The 20,008-nt window shown below is 63.3% G+C and carries 10 protein-coding genes; 4 read left to right on the top strand and 6 right to left on the bottom strand.

Annotation, left to right across the window (positions count from 1 at the left end):
- Positions 1-68 precede the first annotated feature (68 nt).
- On the top strand, positions 69-1,196 hold the full coding sequence (recF, locus tag K0B93_RS12220; protein WP_219867470.1) for a DNA replication/repair protein RecF: 1,128 nt from the start codon (positions 69-71) through the stop codon (positions 1,194-1,196).
- 80 nt (positions 1,197-1,276) lie between these two features.
- A complete protein-coding gene (gyrB, locus tag K0B93_RS12225; RefSeq protein WP_219867471.1) occupies positions 1,277-3,691 on the top strand; it encodes a DNA topoisomerase (ATP-hydrolyzing) subunit B in 2,415 nt (804 codons plus the stop codon).
- A gap of 105 nt (positions 3,692-3,796) precedes the next feature.
- On the opposite strand, the gene K0B93_RS12230 is transcribed toward gyrB, so the two are convergent.
- The 3 genes from K0B93_RS12230 to K0B93_RS12240 all read right to left on the bottom strand — a co-directional run bounded on the left by K0B93_RS12230 (position 3,797) and on the right by K0B93_RS12240 (position 7,874).
- Entirely contained in the window at positions 3,797-4,558 is a 762-nt protein-coding gene (locus K0B93_RS12230; RefSeq protein ID WP_219867472.1) for a VC0807 family protein, read from the bottom strand.
- A gap of 155 nt (positions 4,559-4,713) precedes the next feature.
- On the bottom strand, positions 4,714-5,991 hold the full coding sequence (gene gabT / locus K0B93_RS12235) for a 4-aminobutyrate--2-oxoglutarate transaminase (RefSeq protein ID WP_219867473.1): 1,278 nt from the start codon (positions 5,989-5,991) through the stop codon (positions 4,714-4,716).
- Positions 5,992-6,083: 92 nt separating this feature from the next.
- Entirely contained in the window at positions 6,084-7,874 is a 1,791-nt protein-coding gene (locus K0B93_RS12240; protein WP_219867474.1) for an ABC transporter transmembrane domain-containing protein, read from the bottom strand.
- A 101-nt stretch (positions 7,875-7,975) separates the two neighbouring features.
- On the opposite strand from K0B93_RS12240, the gene K0B93_RS12245 reads away from it, so the two are divergent.
- A complete protein-coding gene (locus K0B93_RS12245; protein ID WP_219867475.1) occupies positions 7,976-9,802 on the top strand; it encodes an ABCB family ABC transporter ATP-binding protein/permease in 1,827 nt (608 codons plus the stop codon).
- Here K0B93_RS12245 and recD read toward each other — a convergent pair.
- From recD to recC, 3 genes are read right to left on the bottom strand one after another with little or no spacing between them, the layout of a single operon-like run.
- On the bottom strand, positions 9,789-12,023 hold the full coding sequence (gene recD / locus K0B93_RS12250; RefSeq protein WP_219867476.1) for an exodeoxyribonuclease V subunit alpha: 2,235 nt from the start codon (positions 12,021-12,023) through the stop codon (positions 9,789-9,791). The genes K0B93_RS12245 and recD overlap by 14 nt on opposite strands.
- Positions 12,020-15,748, bottom strand: coding sequence for an exodeoxyribonuclease V subunit beta (gene recB / locus K0B93_RS12255; RefSeq protein WP_219867477.1), 3,729 nt, complete (start codon positions 15,746-15,748; stop codon positions 12,020-12,022). Before recB ends, recD begins: the two co-directional genes overlap by 4 nt.
- A complete protein-coding gene (gene recC / locus K0B93_RS12260; protein ID WP_219867478.1) occupies positions 15,745-19,350 on the bottom strand; it encodes an exodeoxyribonuclease V subunit gamma in 3,606 nt (1,201 codons plus the stop codon). The genes recB and recC overlap by 4 nt, the downstream gene beginning before the upstream one ends.
- A gap of 165 nt (positions 19,351-19,515) precedes the next feature.
- On the opposite strand from recC, the gene K0B93_RS12265 reads away from it, so the two are divergent.
- Entirely contained in the window at positions 19,516-19,953 is a 438-nt protein-coding gene (locus tag K0B93_RS12265) for a DUF4864 domain-containing protein (protein WP_219867479.1), read from the top strand.
- The last annotated feature ends 55 nt before the right edge of the window (positions 19,954-20,008 follow it).

A 20,008-nucleotide genomic window follows, 5' to 3' on the forward strand; every position in this document is an offset into this window, starting at 1 on the left:
GGGTAACGCTGCCTTTTTTGTGGGCGCTTGAAAATATCCCCCACCCTTCCTTTCGAGTTCCCGTTTCTATGGCGCTAGTGAAACTCCAGACCCAGCACTTCCGTAATCTGTCGTCTGCGCCGGTAAGCTTCTCTCCTTCCTTTAACCTGCTGTACGGTGAAAATGGCAGCGGCAAGACCAGTGTGCTCGAGGCCATCGCGTATCTGGGCCTGGGACGGTCGTTTCGGGTCAGTCGGCACCAGGCAGTGGTCAGCCATGGCGAACAGCGGTTCACGGTGTTTGGGGGGCTCGACCGAGGCCTGGATGGCGAACCCGGGCGTGACCGCAGTGGCATCGCCCATCGGGTCGGCATCGCCCGGGATGTAGGGCAGAAAGAGACGACCTTGCGCGTGGATGGGGAAAGTGTGAGAAGTCTTTCGTCGCTGGCCATGCACCTGCCTGTGTCGGTGATAGATCCCGGCGTCTTCGACATCGTGGCGGGTGGTCCGGGCAAGCGTCGGCAATTTCTGGACTGGGCAGTGTTCCACGTGGAACCTTCGTTCGCCGGGATTTGGCAACAGTGCCAGAGGGTCACATCACAGCGGAATCAAACGCTCAGAAATGGTAGACTAGACGAAGCACTGCTGCGGGTCTGGGATACTCAGTATACTGGCCTGAGCGAGCGGATCAGCGAAGCTCGGCAAACGACCTTTGACCGGTTCAAAACAGCCTTTGAAACGTTGGTCCGGGAAGTGGACGTGGGTTGGACACAGGGGCTGAAACTGGAGTTTTATCCCGGCTGGGATACCAGCCAGTCCTTGGTGGATATCCTGGCGAACCACCGGGAGCAGGAGCGGCGAATGGGGCACACCTTGTATGGCCCCAATCGCGCAGACATCCGCTTAAAATTTCAAGGCCGGCCCGTATCGGAAACGTTTTCCAGAGGCCAGCAGAAGACCCTTGTTATCTTGATGAAGATTGCCCAGGGCATGGTGCTGAGTGGACTGGGCAAGCAGGTGACCTTTTTGCTCGACGATATCAATGCCGAGCTGGATGTGGGGCATCGGGCCATGCTGGCCAGAAAATTACAGGCATTGCGTTGCCAGGTCTTTATAACCTCCATCGAACACCCGGAACCCGGAGTGTTGTGGCCGGCGGGCGATGCACCAGAGTACAGAATGTTCCACGTGGAACATGGCAAATTGACGGAAGAATAAAACCGGCCAGGGCCGGACCTGCGTTCGCTAAGTTTGGCGCCCAGGTCTCCTACACCGGTACACCCCTTCAGGAGTCTCTAATGAGCGAATCGAACTACAATTCCTCCAGTATCAAGGTCTTGAAAGGACTGGATGCGGTACGGAAACGGCCTGGCATGTACATCGGGGATACCGACGACGGCACAGGTTTGCATCACATGGTTTTTGAATTGGTGGACAACTCCATCGATGAGGCTCTGGCAGGCTACTGCTCCGAAATCGGTGTGATCATTCACCCGGATGAATCCGTTACCGTGAAGGATAACGGCCGGGGGATTCCGGTGGATATCCATGAAGAGGAAGGGGTCTCCGCCGCCGAAGTTATCATGACCGTGCTGCACGCCGGCGGTAAGTTCGATGACAACTCCTACAAGGTCTCAGGTGGTCTCCACGGTGTTGGTGTGTCGGTGGTAAACGCCCTCTCCTCCTCTCTTACCCTGACCATTCGCCGCGACAACAAGGTTTACGAACAAACCTACACCCACGGCGTGCCCAATGCGCCGTTGGCCGCGGTCGGTGAAACCGATGCCTCCGGCACCAAGGTTCATTTCATTCCGTCCTCGGAAACCTTCACTCACATTGAGTTCCATTACGACATCCTGGCCAAGCGCCTGCGCGAACTGGCGTTCCTGAACAGTGGTGTGCGCATCCGGCTGACCGACGAACGCAGCGGCAAGGAAGAGGTGTTCGAGTTCGAAGGCGGCCTGCGGGCCTTCGTCGAGCATTTGAACAGCAACAAGACGCCGATCAACCGGGTCTTTCACTTCACCCGTGAGCGTGAAGATGGCATCGTCGTTGAGGTTTCCATGCAGTGGAACGATGCTTTCCAGGAGAACATCTTCTGCTTCACCAACAACATTCCCCAGAGGGATGGTGGTACCCACCTTGCCGGCTTCCGGGCGGCCCTGACCCGCTCCCTGAACAATTACATTGAGCACGAAGGCCTGGGTAAGAAAGCCAAGGTCAGCACCTCCGGTGACGACGCCCGGGAAGGTTTGACCGCGATCATCAGTGTGAAGGTGCCGGATCCGAAGTTCTCCTCCCAGACCAAGGACAAGCTGGTTTCCTCGGAAGTGAAAACTGCGGTGGAACAGGAGTTGTACCAGAGCTTTGCCGACTACCTTCAGGAGCAGCCCAACGAGGCCAAGCTGATCGTCAACAAGATGATCGAGGCGGCCCGGGCCCGCGAGGCGGCCCGCAAGGCACGGGACATGACCCGTCGGAAAGGCGCCCTGGATATCGCCGGCCTGCCCGGCAAACTGGCGGACTGCCAGGAGAAAGATCCGGCCCTGTCCGAACTGTTCATTGTGGAGGGTGACTCGGCCGGCGGCAGTGCCAAGCAGGGCCGTGATCGCAAGACCCAGGCCATCCTGCCGCTGAAGGGTAAGATCCTGAACGTCGAGAAGGCGCGATTCGACAAGATGCTGTCGTCTGCGGAGGTGGGGACCCTGATCACCGCCCTCGGTTGCGGGATCGGCCGGGAGGAATTCAACCCGGACAAGCTTCGTTATCATTCCATCATCATCATGACGGACGCGGACGTTGACGGTTCCCACATCCGGACCCTGCTGCTGACGTTCCTGTTCCGCCAGATGCGGGAAATCATCGAGCGTGGCCACGTCTTCATCGCCATGCCGCCGCTGTACAAGGTCAAGCGCGGCAAGCAGGAGCAGTACCTGAAGGATGAGAAGGCCAAGGAAGCTTACCTGACCCAGACCGCTCTGGAAGGGGCCCAGCTGTTCGTCAATCCGGACGCGCCGGCTATCAAGGAGTCGGCCCTGGAGACCATGGTCAAGGATTACCAGGCGGTGATGGCGATGATTGATCGTCTGTCGCGGGCCTATCCGGCCAAGGTTCTGGAGCAGATGCTCGATAACGTCACCCTCAAGTCCGAGCACCTGAAGGACGAGGCCGCGGTAGCCCGCTGGGTAGCGCGCCTGGGCGAGGGTCTGACCCTTGATACCCGTACCGGCACCAAGTACACCTTCTCGGTTACCAAGGACCCGGAGCGGGATCTGTTCCTGCCCAAGGTCACCATCTATGTCCACGGAATGCCCCATGAGCACGTGTTCAATCACGAGTTCTTCGATTCTTCCTCCTACGCCGCCATCGCCCGCATGGGCGAAACCCTCGAGGGCCTGATCGAAGACGGTGCCTACATCCAGCGCGGCGAGCGCAAGCAGGCAGTGCTGTCCTTTGAAGGCGCGCTGGCGTGGCTGATGAAGGAAGCGCAGCGTGGCCTGAACATCCAGCGCTACAAGGGATTGGGCGAGATGAACCCTGAACAGCTATGGGAGACCACCATGGATCCGGAAACCCGCCGGATGATGAAGGTGACCATCGAGGACGCCTTTGCCGCGGACCAGATCTTCACCACGCTGATGGGTGACGACGTCGAGCCACGTCGGGTCTTTATCCAGACCAACGCGCTGGAAGTGACCAACCTGGACGTGTAACTCCCCGGCTGAACCAGCCATAAAAAAAGCGGCGCAGGACATTCATCCTCGCCGCTTTTTTTTTGCTCGGCCCTTGGTGTATTGAAAGTCCGATTCCGGGGGCGGTCAGCCCCCGGTTTGCTTGCCCGAGTTCCGCTTCTGCTTTTCTTTTTCCGCCAGATGAGGCGCCATGACTTCTTCCAGGGTATAGCCGGTCAACCGCCGGATGGTTCGCCAGAGGTAGTAGAAGATCAGCATCATCATAATCATCGACGGGATCGCGATCATCGGGTAGCTCACGAGCGTCATCCGGCCGAGTTCCTCGTTGAACGCTTCGGTCCCGGAGGGGCTGGTCACAATCCAGCGGGCAATCACATAGTTCATGATCGAGGAGAACAGGAAGGTACCGGCAAAAAAGTAGCTGGCCTTGAGCAGGCGCGCCTCGAACTCGTCAACCCTGCCCTTTTCCTCCAGTGACTCGTGGATCTTGTGCACATCCAGCACGTTGGGGTTGTAGAGCAGGGTTCGCACCAGCGGGTACCTGGTGCGGGTCGAGATCAGCACCGCCAGGCCAATGACCGCCGGCACCGCCGCCTCCTTGATCGCGAGCCAGCCCGCATCGAGTTCCAGCAGGCCGATGCCCCCGGTCAGGCCCACGCTGATCAGACCGAGCACCGCAATGAAGTTCTTCTTGCGGTAACGGACCAGCTCGAACAAGCCCCAGCCGAGGGGAAATGCCAGCCCGATAATCAGGGCGTTGACACTGCCAAGGTGCTCGTCGCCGCTGAATTTCATCAGGATTACGGAGGGAATCACAATGCTGACCAGCAAGTCGACCCACGGACGGGGCTTGTGGTCAGGGTGCGTCGGGGTAGTCGGAGAAGTCATAAATCAGCCTGGTTGATGAACTGCCGCAGGTCCGAACGTGCTGCTTGGAACGGGGTATGCCGGCAGTATACGACAATTCGGAGGGCTTCCGAAGGCATAAAAAAACCGGACCCAGGGGGTCCGGTTTTTATCAGGTCTGCTGGGCAGGGCCCGGCTCAGGCGCCTACTTCTTTCAGGCTTTCCTCAACAATCGCCAGACCTTCTTCCAGCACCGCATCTTCGATGGTGACCGGCATCAGGAAACGCAGGGTGTTGCCATACATACCGCAGCTCAGCAGGATCAGCCCTTTTTCCTTGGCCTTTTTGGTGACCGCCGCCGCCAGTTCGGGTTTGGGGATCCGGCTGTCCTTGCTTTCCACCAGCTCGAATGCCGCCATCGGGCCGAGGTTTCGGACGTTGTCCACATGCTCGAATTGCTCCTGCCACTGGCTAAACCGTTGCTGGAGTTTGTCGCCAAGACGCTGGGCCTTGCCCAGGATGTCTTCTTCCTCGAACACCTCGAACACAGCCAGGGCCGCGGCGCAGGCCGTCGGGCTACCGGTGTAGGTGCCGCCCAGGGAGTTGGGGCCGGACGCGTCCATATGCTTGTCAGTGCCGACAATGGCCGAGACCGGCATGCCGTCGGCCATGCTCTTCGCCATGGTCATCATGTCTGGCTCGACGCCACTATGTTCGATGGCAAACATCTTCCCGGTTCTGCCAAAGCCGCTCTGGACCTCGTCCACGATCATAAGGATCCCGTTCTCGTCGCAGATCTTGCGGATTTCCTTCAGGAAGCTGGCGGGTGCGGCGTAGAAACCGCCCTCGCCCAGGACCGGCTCGATGACGATGGCGGCGGTGTCCTTGCCCGGGGAATCGGCTTTCATGGCCATCTTCAGGCCACGGAGCGCTTCATCCTCGCTGACGCCGTGATACGGAACCGGATAGGGCGCACGAAACACCGTACCTGGCATCGGACCGAAATCCGTCTGGTAGGGCGCCGCCTTGCCGTTCATGGCCATGGTGTAGAAGGTCCGGCCATGGTAACCGCCGTCAAAACAGATCACGTTGGTACGGCCGGTGGCGGCGCGGGCGATCTTGATCGCGTTTTCCAGAGCCTCGGCACCGGAATTGGCGAGCATCACCTTGGCGTGACCACGCACCGGCACCACACCGCTGAGCTTCTCTGCCAGCTTGACGTAACCCTCATAGGGCATGACCGTCTGGCAGGTGTGCATCAGCTTGTCCAGCTGTGCCTTCACGGCTTCCACCACCTTTGGGTGGCGATGGCCGATGTTGAGTACACCGATGCCACCGGCAAAATCGATCATCCGCTTGCCATCCGCATCCCAGAGTTCTGCGTTGGTTGCGTGATCGGCAAACTGTTCATTGGGACTTGCTGCGCCCGCTGCAACATAGCGTTCTTTGAGTGCCTGCAATTCTTTATTGCTCACTTTGCCTTCTCCCTGAGTTCAGGTTCGAATCGTTCATTAAACAGTGTAAGGAGTACGGGCTGGAACCACAAACCGACCAACGTGGAGGTTGCTCAGGCTGAGGTCGCCTCGTCCCGGAATTGCAGCTTCGCCAGGCGCCGGTAGAGGTCGTTTGTCTGCATCAGCTCCTCGTGGCTGCCGACGGCCAGCAGCCGGCCCTGGTCGAGAACCGCAATCCGGTCGGCATCCCTTACCGTGGCCAGCCGGTGGGCTATCACCAGCGTGGTGCGACCTGCCGTTAACGCCGGCATGGCCCTTTGGATCAGGTGCTCACTCTCTGCATCCAGGGCGCTGGTGGCCTCATCCAGTAGCAGTATAGGCGCATTGGCCAGAAGCGCACGGGCAATCGCCAGCCGCTGCTTCTGGCCCCCTGACAACCCCAGACCCGCGTCCCCAAGCCGGGTGTCATACCCGAGGGGGAGGGCCCTAATGAATTCGTGGGCGTGGGCCACCCGGGCGGCCTGCATCACGTCTTCGAGACTGGCGTCGGGGCGTGCGTAGCGAATGTTGTCGGCCACTGTGCCATGGAACAGCGCGGGGTTTTGGGGAACCAGCGCAAAGCACCGGCGCAGGTCCGCCAACGACCAGGTACTGGTATCCACACCATCAATCAGAATGCGGCCCTGGTCGGGTTGGTAGAAGTGCAGCAAAAGGTCGAACAGGGTGGATTTGCCGGCGCCGGAGGGGCCCACCAACGCCAGGGTTTCCCCGGCTTCGACGGTCAATGAGAAATCCACCAGTGCCGGCAGTGCCTGACGCCCGGGATAATGCATGGTCAGTTCTTCGATTGCGATGGCGCCGTTCACCCGGTCGGGCAGGCTGCCGCCGCCTGTTGCTCGGCCGGCGAAGGCGGGCTCGGTTCTGAGCAGTTCGAATAGGCGTGCGGCGGAGCCGGCCGCACGCTGCAGTTCGCCGATCACCTCGCTGATGGCCCCGGCGGCAACACCGACCAGCAGGCTGTAGAACACGAATGCGGCCAGCTCGCCCGGCGAAATCCGGCCGTGAATCACGTCCAGGCCCCCGATCCAGAGCACGACGCCAACGGCACCCATCACCAGCGAGATCGCCAAGGTGGTCAGCCAGGCCCGCTGGCGGATGCGTTCCCGGGCAATGGCGAAGGCCTTCTCCGAGACCTCGGCGAAAAACCGCCGGTCGTGGGGCTGATGGTTAAAGGCCTGCACGGTCTTTATCTGGGTCAGGTTCTCACCCACATAGCTGCCCACATCGGCGACCCGATCCTGACTCAGGCGCGCCAGCTGTCGTACCCGCCGGCCGAAAAACAGGATTGGGGCAATCACCAGGGGAAAACCCAGCAGGATAATGCTGGCCAGTTTGGCGTTGGTAACAAACAGCAGGATCAGGCCCCCTGCGAGCATCAGCGCGTTGCGCAGGGCGATGGAGACGGTGGAGCCAATCACCGATTGCAGCACCGTGGTGTCGGCGGTGAACCGGGACTGGATTTCCAGGGCCCGGTTCTGTTCGAAAAATCCCGGGTGCAGGTCGATGAGGTGGTTAAAGACCTTCTTGCGGATGTCTGCCACCACCCGTTCCCCGATCCAGGACACCAGGTAGAAGCGGGCGAACGAGCCGAAGGCGAGCCCGAGCACCAGCACAAAAAACAGGCCAATGGCGCGGGCCAGCATGGCCGGCGATTCGGTCGCCAGCCCCTGGTCCACCAGGATTCGCAGCCCCTGCCCCAGACCCAGCGTGATACCAGCCGTGAGCACCAGAGCCACCAGGGCTCCGGCCACGGCCTTGCGATACGGGCCGATGAATTCGATTACCAGCTTCAGGGCCTGGCGATGACGGGTGTTGATGATCTGCCTCCTGGGTTCAACGTACATTCCGCCTCAACGAACCGGGCGGGTATTGCGGTACACTCTACTGCCGACGTTCATCATACGGCCCCTGCCGTTGCTTTGCCCTGTCAGACAAGGAATTTTCTGTGCGCGCCTACGCCGACAACGATTATCCCGCCCATCACAAACCGGACTGGAAAGTCATCGCCGGACTCTGGCCCTACCTCGCGGAGTTTCGCGGACGGGTGATCCTGGCCTTGGCACTGCTGGTGCTCGCCAAGGTCGCAACGGTGGCGACACCGGTGGCACTCAAGTACATCGTGGATTATCTCGACCAGGACCGCGGTGCTGAGCTGCTGCTGTGGATACCGGTATTACTGGTGGTCGCCTATGGTTTGCTGCGATTTGGCGCCACCCTGTTCAGCGAGCTCCGGGACGCGGTGTTTGCCCGCGTTGCCGAACGCGCCATGCGCCGGGTATCGCTGCGGGTCTTCCGGCACCTGCATAACCGGGAGCTGGCGTTCCACCTCGATCGAAAGACCGGCGGGCTGGCTCGGGACATTGAACGGGGCACCAACGGCATCAGCTTCCTGCTGCGCTTCACACTGTTCAACATCGTCCCTACCCTGCTGGAGATCCTGATGGTCGCCGGCATTCTGCTGGTGGTGTTCAACGTCGGCTACGTCGTTGCCATCCTGGTATCGGTCGTGGTGTACGTGCTCTTTTCCATCCGGGTGACCGAATGGCGGACCCACTTTGTGCGCGAAGCCAATGCCCGGGACAACCAGTCCAACTCACGGGCGGTGGACAGTCTGCTCAACTACGAGACCGTCAAGTATTTCAACAACGAAGCCTTCGAGGCGGAGCTGTACGACCGCGACCTGCAGGACTGGGAGCAGGCGCGCCTGAAAAACCGTCTGTCACTGGCGGTGCTGAATGCCGGTCAGGCCCTGATCATCGGGGTGGCGCTGATTGTGATCATGGCCATGGCGGTACGCGAGGTGGCCAGCGGGGCTATCACGCTGGGCGATTTCACCATGATCAACGCCTATCTGCTCCAGCTGTTTATTCCCCTCAATGCACTCGGTTTCGTCTATCGCGAGATCCGCCAGGCCCTGGTCAATGTCGAGCGCCTGTTTGGTCTGCTTGGGGACAAGCCCGGCATCGAGGATGCGCCGGATGCAAAGCCCCTGGCGGTTACCGACGGGGAGGTGGTGTTCGATCACGTCCATTTTGCCTACCGGCCGGATCGGCCCATCCTGAACGACGTGAATTTCCGCATCCCCGCCGGCCACACCGTTGCGGTTGTCGGCGCCAGTGGCGCGGGCAAGTCCACCCTGGCGCGGTTGTTTTTCCGGTTCTTTGATGTGGATGCCGGCGCCATCCGCATTGACGGCCAGGATATCCGCACCGTCACCCAGGATAGCCTGCGCGCCGCGATTGGCGTGGTGCCCCAGGATACCGTTCTGTTCAACGACACCCTTTACCGTAACCTGGCCTATGGCCGGCCCGGCGCCACCGAAGCGGAGGTACATCAGGCCGCCCGCATGGCCCACCTGGAAAACTTTATCCACAGCCTCCCGGAAGGTTACGAGACCCGGGTTGGTGAACGCGGCCTGAAACTGTCCGGGGGCGAAAAACAACGGGTCGCCATTGCCCGGGTCATCCTGAAGAATCCACCACTGTTGATTCTGGACGAAGCGACCTCATCGCTGGATTCGCTCTCGGAACAGGCCATTCTCGGGGCGTTGCGAGACGTCAGCCGGCAGCGGACAACCCTGGTGATTGCCCACCGCTTGTCCACCATCCGGGACGCCGATACCATCCTGGTGATGGATGGTGGCCGGATCGTCGAAAGCGGTCACCACAACGACCTGCTGGTGCGCCGGGGGCACTACGCCCGGCTCTGGGAGCAACAGCACCAGAGTGAGGTCGAGGCCGGCCCGGACGACCCCGGTACTACTGCTCGATAAGTCCCTGGGCCAGGCCTGAGGCCCGCACCACCTGCTGTTTTACGCTGTCTCGGAAGACCCCGGCGTCGCCGGTGATCAGGCTGAACCAGTTGCGGGCCCGGGTAATGCCGGTGTAGATCAACTCACGGGTCATCACCGGGCTGATCCGGTCCGGCAGCACCAGGCAGGTGTGGTTGAACTCCGACCCCTGGGATTTGTGAACGGTCATGGCGTACACGGTTTCCAGCTGTTGCAGCCGGCTGGGCGAGATCCAGCGGATGTCGTCAGTGCCGTCGGCGGCGGGAAAGGCGACTCGCAGGGTATGCGCCGGTCGCCCTTCGTCGTCCTGATCCCAGGGCACCGACAGGGTTATGCCGATGTCCCCGTTCATCAGGCCCAGGTTGTAGTCGTTGCCGGTCACCAGCACCGGTCGGCCCGAATACCAGCCTTCGGCCCTCGGAATCAGCTTGTGGGCCAGCAGCTGGCGTGCCACCAGGTCGTTGATGCCCTCCACGCCCCAGGGGCCCTTGCGCAACGCACAGAGCACCTGGAAGTCCGAGAACGCCCTGAGCGTCTGCCGCGCCAGTTCATCCCAGGCGTCCCGTCCGCTTGCTTCGGTGAGGCTGTGATTGTTCAGCAACGACAGGTAGTGGCCATACCCCACCGGCGGCGGCAGTAGCTGTGAGTTCACCCGGCGCCCCTCCCCCCGGTTGCGGAAGGCGCCAGGGCTGCCCGAGATGGCATGGTCGGCGATTCGGGCCAGGGTTTCGTCCGTGGCCGGTCTCCGGGTGTCGCCGTTGAGCCAGATCACGTCGTCGAACCCCCTGTCGCGACACGCCGCGAGCATGGCCCCATCCAGGGCGTTGGTGTTGACCGCCTCTGCCAGTTTGCCAATGCCACTGCCGTCACCGAACCGGTAACTGGTGCGCAGCATGGCCACCGCCTGGTCCAGCCGTTGACCCACGGGATCCAGCAGCTCGTCCGGCAGGGTACCGCCGACGACCGAGGCCAGCCAGCCGGCGGTATCCGGTGTGTAATGGGCCGCCGTTGCACGCTGGCAGAGTTCACCCAGCACCGCGCCGGCGTCCACCGACGCCAGCTGGTCCTTGTCGCCGAGCAGGATCAACTGGGCAGTCGACGGCAGGGCCTCGAACACCGAAGCCATCAGATCAACGTCCACCATCGACGCCTCGTCGATCACCAGGATATCCACCAGCAGCGGGTTGTCCCGGTTGTGGCGGAACCGGCGGGTATCGGGCCGGCTGCCGAGCAATCGGTGCAAGGTGGTCACCCGGGTCGGAATATCGTCAAGTGTGACCTGACCGGGAAGCCGGTCCAGCGGCAGTCGGCTGGTGGCGTCGCCGATGGATTGGTTCAGGCGGGCGGCGGCTTTTCCGGTCGGGGCGGCCAGCCGGATCCGGTATTTCCGTCCGTTGCGTTGAGCAGACTGGCTGGCGACGGCCTGCAGGGCCGCAAGCAGGTTGACCACCGTGGTCGTCTTGCCGGTGCCGGGCCCACCGGTGATCACGGCAAACCGGTTTCGGGCGGCCAGCGCACAGGCGAGCTTCTGGAAGTCCACCCCGGGCCGACTGCCAAACAGGACTTCCAGGGCCTCTGCCAGGGTGGCTGCGGCTTCGGAATCGGGATCGGCCAGCGGTGACGTCAGCGCCAGCCGGGCGTGGATACCGTCGGCAATCTGCCGCTCGTACTGCCAGAGCCGGCGCAGGTACAGGCGAGTGCCGTTCAGCACCAAGGGGGTAGTCAGTGAGCCATCACTTACCGCGGAAGACTCTGCCAACGCCTCCAGGCAATCATTCAGGCTGGTTCGGCTGAGGACCTCACCCGGCGCCGGAGGCGCGGCGGTGGTCGCGTCCTCGTCGGTGCCGACCGGGTCCGCCTCGTCCGGCGGCAGCGCCAGGGTGGCGTCGGCATCCTGCAACAGGTTGGCGAGATCCACGCAGACGTGGCCCCGACCTACCTGGTGGGACACCAGCGCGGCGAGCAGGAGCACCAGCGGCGGGGCCGGTTCGCCCTGCTCTTCCGACAGGGTCCGGATCAGCCGGGCAAAGCCGACGTCCAGTGGCCGTAGCCAGTCCCGTTGCTGCCATTGGTCGAGCAAATGGTCCATGGTCTCGGCGCGGGAGAACAGGTGCCGGGTATCAATGGCGGATGCGGTCGGCTGCCGGGGTTCGGTATCCAGGTCCAGCGCGAACTGCTGGTCGGAATGGCGGGTTCTGCTCATGCGGCGGCCTCCCCGGTTCCGTGCTGACCGTCGAACAGCGCGTCCAGCCGCTCAATCAGGTCTCTGGGTGGTTTGTCCGTGAACGTACCGACACTGGCCGCCCGGTAGCCTCGAAGGAACAGGTAGACGGCGCCACCGACGTGGCGATCGTAATCGTAGTCCGGCAGCCTTGCCTTCAACAGCCGGTGTAGTGCCAACAGGTAGAGCACATACTGAAGGTCGTAGCGCTTGTCCAGGATCGCTTCGCCCATGGCCTGGTCGGTGTAGGCCTGGTCGTCCTCGCCCAGGGTATTGGATTTGTAGTCCAGCACGTAATACTGCCCATGGTGCTCGAACACCAGGTCGATAAAGCCCTTGAGCATGCCGTTGAACCGGCCGGGTTCGGCCTGGGGCCGGTCGGCCCCGTTCAGGGTGCGTTCCTTCACCAGGCAGTCCAGGGTCCGGATGCTGACGTTTCGGCTTTCGAACCAGAATTCCAGCTCCGCTCGCAGTTGGGTCAGGTCGGCAAGACTCGCTCGCTCGGACGATCCCCGCTGCAGCGGCAAAGGTTGCCGAATCAGGCCCAGCAGCCAGCGCTCGAGCGGTGTCACCCAGTCGCTCCAGCCGCGCGTAACGCAGCGTCGGGTCAGGTAGTCCCGCAACAGCGACGGGTTATCCACAATGCTCAGAAACCCCTGCTGGCTGCACCACTCCAGCACGTCATGCAGGAAGGTCCCGGGGCCGGCTCCCCGGGGAAACTGGTGATGATCCCCCGCGGCCCCGGTTTCCGGGACGGTTTCGTCCCGGGCCTGGGCGCTTTCTTCCAGAAGGTTTTGGGTCTCGGCGTCTTCGACCTCGCCGGTAAAGACAATGCCGGTTCCGGTCATCCCGGTGTACTCAATGGAGGAGTAACTGGCTATCCACCAGTCTTCCCTCGCCTCCCGGCCGGAAACCAGGGCAGGACCCAGGGCTTCCGGTTCGGGCTGGTGGTAGCAGGTATCGGTCGATTCCGGCATCGGGGTCACGGTAATGGCCGCCTCGCCCCGAGCCAGCGGCTCCAGGCATCCGGCCACCGCCGGCTGGCCACCGCTGTCGCCGCCGGCCTGGCCCGTCACCAGATAGCCCAGTCCGCTCCGGGACCATTGATCGATGGCGGCCACTCCGACCCAGGTGGAAAACCGGGCCCGGGTCAGGGCCACGTACAATTTGCGGATATCCTCGCCCAGCCGCTCCCGGTCAGCCTGGGCGATGTCGGCCGGAGTCGGGTCGAAAACCGTGACCAGCTGGCCACCGGCATCGTGGTAGCGCACCCAGGCCTGGTTGTCGCTCTGGGCCCGGAACGAGGTACCGAAGGGCAGGAACACCAGTGGGTACTCCAGACCCTTGGATTTGTGCACGGTAATGACCTGCACCAGTCCGGCGTCGCTTTCCAGGCGCAGGGTGCGATGCTCGTCCTCGTCGTCCGCGGCCCGCAGGATCTGGGTGAAGTGGTGGACCACGGCGTGTTCGCCGTCCAGTTGCAGGCTGTCCTGCTGCAGCAGCTCGGCAATGTGGAGGATGTCGGTCAGACGCCGCTCGCCATCCGGCCGCTGCAACAAACGCCCGGGCACGTCGAAATCCATCAGGAAGCTGCGCAGCATCGGCAGCACCCCCTGGTTCTGCCACTGCTGCTGATAGCCCATGAAGCGTTCGATTTCCCGCTCCAGCGCGATCTCATCGGTCAGCAGCCGGTTCAGGGACTGCCAGGATTGGGCCAGCGTCGGGGTTGCCAGGGCCGCCCGGGCCAGGCCGAGCTGGCGTGGTTCGGCAAAGGCCCGGAGCCAGCACAGCACTTCGGCCGCCTCGGGCGAGGTCAGTACCGAGTCCCGGTCAGACAGGTAGACACTCTTGATCCGCCGTTCGCCCAGGGCCTGACGCACGGCGCTGGCCTCTGTGCGGTTGTTGACCAGGATGGCGATGTCGCCGGGCGTGACCGGCTGCACATCCGCCGGATCGCCGGTCAGGGCAAAGCCGGCCCGGCCCTGTTGGCCCAGGGTCAGCAACTGGGCGATTTCACTGGCGCAGGTCTCGGCCAGATCGGCCGTCGCCGCCCCCTTGGCGAGGCTCCGCGCTTTGCCGCCGGCCGTGTCGTCGCTGTCCAGGGTCCAGAACGTCAGGCTGGGTCGGACCTCGCCGTCAACCGCCCAGAGCCGCTTGGTGCCGTTGGCGTCCACGCCCTGGAATGGCAACGGTGAGGTATCACCCTGGCCAAACAGGAAGGCGCCGTCGCGGCTGGTCTGGTCGGCGTACCCGAAAATCCGGTTTACGGCCCTGACCATCGGCTCGGCCGAGCGGAAATTGCGGCCCAGGGTATAGGTACGCTCACGGGCGCCTTGGCGAGCTTCCAGATAGGTGTAGATATCGGCCCCCCGGAAGCCGTAGATGGCCTGCTTGGGATCCCCGATCATCAACAGGCAGGTGTGCGGATCGTTCTCCGCGACCCGATATATGCGATTGAAGATGCGGTACTGGACCGGATCCGTATCCTGGAATTCGTCGATCAGGGCCACCGGGAACTGCCGGCGAATGGTGGCGGCGAGCTGGTCGCCCCGGGGGCCGTGCAGGGCGTCGCCGAGCCGGGTCAGCAGATCGTCGAAGCCCATTTCCGAGCGTTGCTGTTTCTCGGCTTCCAGGCGCTGGGCAATCCAGCCGGTGGCGTGTCTGAGAATGTCGGCTTCGGCGCTGTGCAGGTTCTGGCTGAAGGCGATCAGCTCGGCGATGGCGTCGAAGGCCGGGTGCTCGGGCGCCGGCTGGTCGCCCTTGAGTTTGGCGGGCAGCACTGCCGGTGTCTGGTTCTGGAAGCCCGCCTTGTCCAGGCCGTCCGGATAGAGGGCATCGGAGGCCTGCCAGGCCAGCAGGGTGTCCCAGGCCGCGACCATGGGTTTCTTGCTGCCGCCGTGCAGGCGTTTGCTCTGGTGCAGGGTGTCCAGAAGCGCCAGCACTTCATCCTTCCAGTGTGCCCAGGGGTAGGCTTTCAGTTCCCGGGCCCGGTCAAGGCGCCGGCGCTGGATCGCCTCAATGGCGCCGGTGACGTCGCCGTCCGGTGTTCCCAGGCTGTTGGCGTCGGGGATCAGGTTGCGCACGGCCTGGCGCAGGTCGGCCGGAGTGCTCCAGTGACCCAGCGCTTCCTCCATGAGATGGCTCGGGAGGGGGTAGATAAACGTGCGCCAGTAATCCCGGACCACGTCGTCGAGCAGATCGCTCTGGTCGGTTTCCAGGGTCAGCTTGAACAGGCTGCCACTGTCGAAGGCGTGCTCGCTGAGCATGCGGTTGCACCAGGCGTGAATGGTGGACACCGCCGCCTCGTCCATCCACTCGGCGGCCAGCAGCAGCTTCTTGCGGCACTCCGGCCAGCTGGCCGGCTCCGGATAGCTGTGATCCCGCAACTGGTAAATCAGGGCGGTTTCCGGTGAGGCTGCCGCACTGTCCCCCGAGCCCGAAAACACCTCGGCGGCCTGGGTCAGCCGGGTCCGGATACGGTCCCGCAGTTCCTTGGTGGCGGCATCGGTGAAGGTCACCACCAGCAGGTTGGGTGGCAACATGCCCTGGGCCAGCGGGCTGCCTTCCGGTTGCTGGTGACCCAGTACCAGACGCACGTACAGGATGGCAATGGTGAAGGTCTTGCCGGTCCCGGCGCTGGCTTCAATCAGGGTGCTGCCGTTCAGGGGCAGGGCTAGCGGATCCAGGTTCGGATTGCGATTGGTCATCTCGTTACTCCTGCCAGGGCCTCGATGGCGGCCGCCGCGGTGGTGTCCTGTTCGGCTTCCCAGAGGGGGACATACAGCGCGTGCAGCAGTGCTTCGAATTCGTCGCTGGCGAACAGGTCGGCCGGGGATTCAAAGGCGCCCCGCAGGTAGCCGGTGTCCCGGTCGAGGGCATTAGCGTAGGCCTGCCCGGCATCGGCGATGGCCCGGTCGTGATCACCCCGGTATTTCTTGCTCTGGTAGAAACTGTAGATCCACGCGAAGCCGGCGTCGCATTGCAGGGGCAGGACGCGGGTGGTGGCCTCCATCCAGCGGGCCAGGATGGTATCCAGGTGACCCCGCGCCACATCCGGCGGCAGCGGCGAGAAGTGGAATTGCCTGCCCTCCTCCTTGGCCAGGACCAGGGTTTTGAAGGACTGCCCGGTGAGCTGGCCGGCCAGGTGCCGGATCCAGTCCGGCAGCAGGTTGGCGTAGCGTACCCGTCGACCACCGGCCGAGCCCGACAGCAGGCTCGACCGGGCAATAACCAGGCGGCACAGGTCGCCCCGGTCATTGGCGCGTAGCCCGTCGACCAGATCCACCAGCTCAACGGCCCCGGTGTCGTTGCTGTACCGGTAGTCAAGGACCCGGGGCTCCGCCAGGGCCTCGGGCCAGTCGGCCAGGGTGGCCCGGTAGCGTTCGAACAGGTCCGGCAGCCGGCCCGACAGCTCCGAACGCAACCGGTGTTCGGTGACGCCCATGCCGAGATCGCCGCGCCGGGCCATCCGGTCCAGCGTGTGCTCGAGTCGGTCGTACAGTTCGTCCTCCGAGGCGGCCTTCAGCACGCTTTCCTGGATCAGTTCGTTGTCCAGGCGCCAGCGATCCAGGCCGCTCAGATCGAAGTTCTCGTTGTCCGTGTCGGCCTCTTCCACCGCCTCGAACCGAACCTGGAGCCGGCGCTGATAAAAGGTGTCGACGGGTTTTTTCAGGAACTGCGCCAGGTCATTGAGGCTGATGGGTTCCTCCGGTGCCTGGTAAGGCAGCGGCGCTTGTGTCGCCGACGGCGCCTCCTCGGTGTGGGCGCTGCGCCACTCACGTTCGTAGGTGAACAGACTGCGTGTCCGGAGAACCTCCGCAACCGGCTTCGGAGGACTGTCGGCCCCGTTGTGTTGGCCATTGGTCGGCGGGAAGTAGGCCCGGCTGAACGGCTGCAGCGGGTGCTCCGTGGTCAGGGCCCGGGTGACCGGGGTCCGGTCGCTGTCGGGTAACTGCCAGAGGTCGTCGAGGTGATCCCGAAGCTGCCCGACCAGCACCGATGGCGGCCGCTCGGAGTCATCGCGGATGCTGCGGCCGACCCAGCTGATATAGAGCTGCTCCCGGGCCGACAGCAGGGCCTCGAGGAACAGGTAGCGGTCGTCCTCCCGGCGGGACCGGTCACCCGGACGGTAGTCCTCCGCCATCAAATCGAAGTCCACCGGCGGCCGCGACCGGGGGTAATCGCCGTCGTTCATGCCCAGCAGGCACACCCGGCGAAAGGGAATCGCGCGCATGGGCATCAGGGTGGCAAAGTTCACCTTGCCGGCGAGGAACCGCTGATTCAGGCCGCCCTCATCCAGGCCCTGCAGCAGCACGTCCTTGACGATGTTCAGGGGTAGGCACTGGTGATCAAGACCTGCGGCAAGGGCGTCGTCCAGCCACTGCTCCAGCTGTCGGCGGAACCGGTTCAGCAGCAACAGATCGGTGCCTTCCAGCTGTTCGAAAAACTGCCCCAGCATCTGGGAGAACAGGGTCTCCCATCCCGTCGGTGAGCGCGGCTCCTGCAGTTCCTGCCAGAGCGTCTCGAGCTGGTGCACAAACTCGTTCAGCCGACCGGCCAGGCTCGCCTGCAGGCCGCCAATCTCGCCATAGGGCTGGACCCCTGCCCAGGGCTCCTCGTCACCCATGCCGTAGCCCAGCAACATCGACCGCAGTCCCGCCTGCCAGGTGTTGCGGTCCAGATTCCCGGGCAAGGCCAGACTTTCCCGGTGCTGGCCGTGCAGGCCCCAGCGGATATTGGCGCCCTCAACCCAGCGCCGGGCGAGGGGAATCTCTTCCTCGGTGATGCCGAAGCGGTCACGGATGCCGGGTACTTCCAGCAGGCTCACGATTTCACTCACGGCGAACCGGCTGCGTGGCAACGACATCAGGGTTTCCAGGGCAATCAGCACCGGCTCGTGATGGCGTTGGCCCTGGTCCGAGATGGTGTAGGGAATGTGGCGTTTGCGACCGGCCTGGTAGTGCCCGAACACGGCCTGGATGTGAGGGGCGTAGACATTGATGTCCGGCACCATGACGATGATGTCCCGAGGACGCAGGCCCGGATCGGCGTTGAAGGCCGCCAGCAGCTGGTCGTGCAGGATTTCCACTTCCCGCTGGGGGCTGTGGGCGTCGTGGAAGACCAGGCTGTGGTCCTGTGTCAGGTTCACCTCGCGCTGCTCGTTGCGGATGTCCTGCAGCGGGGTCAGGTTGTAGATGTCGTTCTGGAGTTGGTGCAGCAGACGGGGGCTGGCCGCCTCGCCATGTTCGGAAAAGATGTCGATCTTCTGGTCCGGGGTCCGGAACCGGTCACGGTACTCGTCCGGATTGTCGAATTCGTCCAGCAGCCGGATGTAGTCCCGGCCCTGCTTGCCCCAGGCCGCCAGCAGCGGATTGGCGTGCTGGTGCAGCTGGTCCGGATCGCCGATCTGCGACAGCGCCGGGTGGGCGACCCCGCGCTTGCGTTCGGCCTTGAGCAGCTCCCGGTCACTGATGATGTCGGCCCAGTAGAACTGACAGGGGTTGTGCACGCACAGCACCACCTGACTGAACCGGCTGAGCACGGACAGGGCCTCGAGCGCCTGGCGCGGCAGGGAGGAGACTCCGAACACCACGATGCGTTTGGGCAGCCGGGCCGGGTTGGCCGGGGACGTCGCGGACTGCCCCAGTGCCATGAACCGGGTGTGGATCTGGGAGCGGCTGGTGTGGGCGTCGGCACCGATGTCCTCGACCAGGCGCCGCCACAGCACGGGCTGCCAGCGTCGTTCCTCGTCCAGCGGCTTCTCCTCGTTGCGGGCGGTGATCACCACATCCCGGCCCTGCTCCCAGGCACTGAGCCAGTCCGCCCGGAACACCTGATACTGGTCGAACAGGTCGGCCACCTTCTCGGCCAGCTGGAAATCCCGCAGGTCCGGATCGGAGCCCTCGAGAAATCGGGCCAGGGGGGTGAACACCGAGTCCTCACCGACGAGTTCCGGCAACAGCCGGTACAGGCGCCAGACCAGCCGGCGCTTGTCGAACGGCGACTGCTCCGGAACATCCCCCGCCGGCAACACCGCCCGGTAGGCCTGCCAGATAAACCGGGCGGGAAACAGGAAATCCATGCCGGCGGCAATACCAAGCCCACCGATGTCGCCGTCCTCCGAGCGCTTCTCGGCCAGTGCCAGTTTCAGCCACTGGGCAATGCCGTTGCTCTGGACCAGAAAGGTCTCGCTTTCCAGGGGGGGCAGCGGCGTCTGCTGGCACAGGAACACCACGGCCCGTCGCAGGTCTTCCAGGTGATTGGCGTGGATGGCGTGAAAGCCGGGTTCGATGGCGGCGTGCTCGGCCATGGGGATCCTTGTCGGGTGATCAGTTCAATCCTGATGCCACAGGTTACCGCATGTGGCGCGAGATTCAGACTGCCATTTCGGGTGGCCAAATTTTAACCAAAAAGGCATCCGTCCCCCCGCAAAGGGCGTAAGCTGTAACAGGGGTTATTGAGGAGGGTTCCTCTCATGAAAACCAGATTGTTCTGCACCCGGCCCGTTCGGCCGCTTGTGATTGTGCTTGCCGCCCTGGCTGTCGTGACGTCGGTATCGCTGCGGGCCGAGGACAAGGATACTGCCATTCGCAACGCCATCCTTCTGCAGATCGAGGCCTTTGCCAACGACGATGACGAGGCCGCCTGGACCATTGCGTCCGAGGGCATCAAACGGCGTTTCGGTTCGTCCGATGTGTTCCTGAGCATGGTCCGGGAAGCCTACCCGGCCGTCCATCGCGCCAGCACCATCGAGTTTGCGGAACGGGTTCCCCACGGTCCGTTCGAGATTCAGGTTGTCCGGTTGCAAGGCCCCGAGGGCAAGCGCTGGGATGCCTATTACCGGATGGTACTGATCGAGGGCGAATGGAAAGTGGCCGGCGTTCGGGTACAGCCTGCCGAAATGGGGATTTGAGCGATCGCGCCGGTCGTCGTAGAGTTGGGGGCCGGTTAACCCTCAGCGTCAAGGT

This window comes from Marinobacter sp. F4218, assembly GCF_019443085.1.
Classification (GTDB): domain Bacteria; phylum Pseudomonadota; class Gammaproteobacteria; order Pseudomonadales; family Oleiphilaceae; genus Marinobacter; species Marinobacter albus.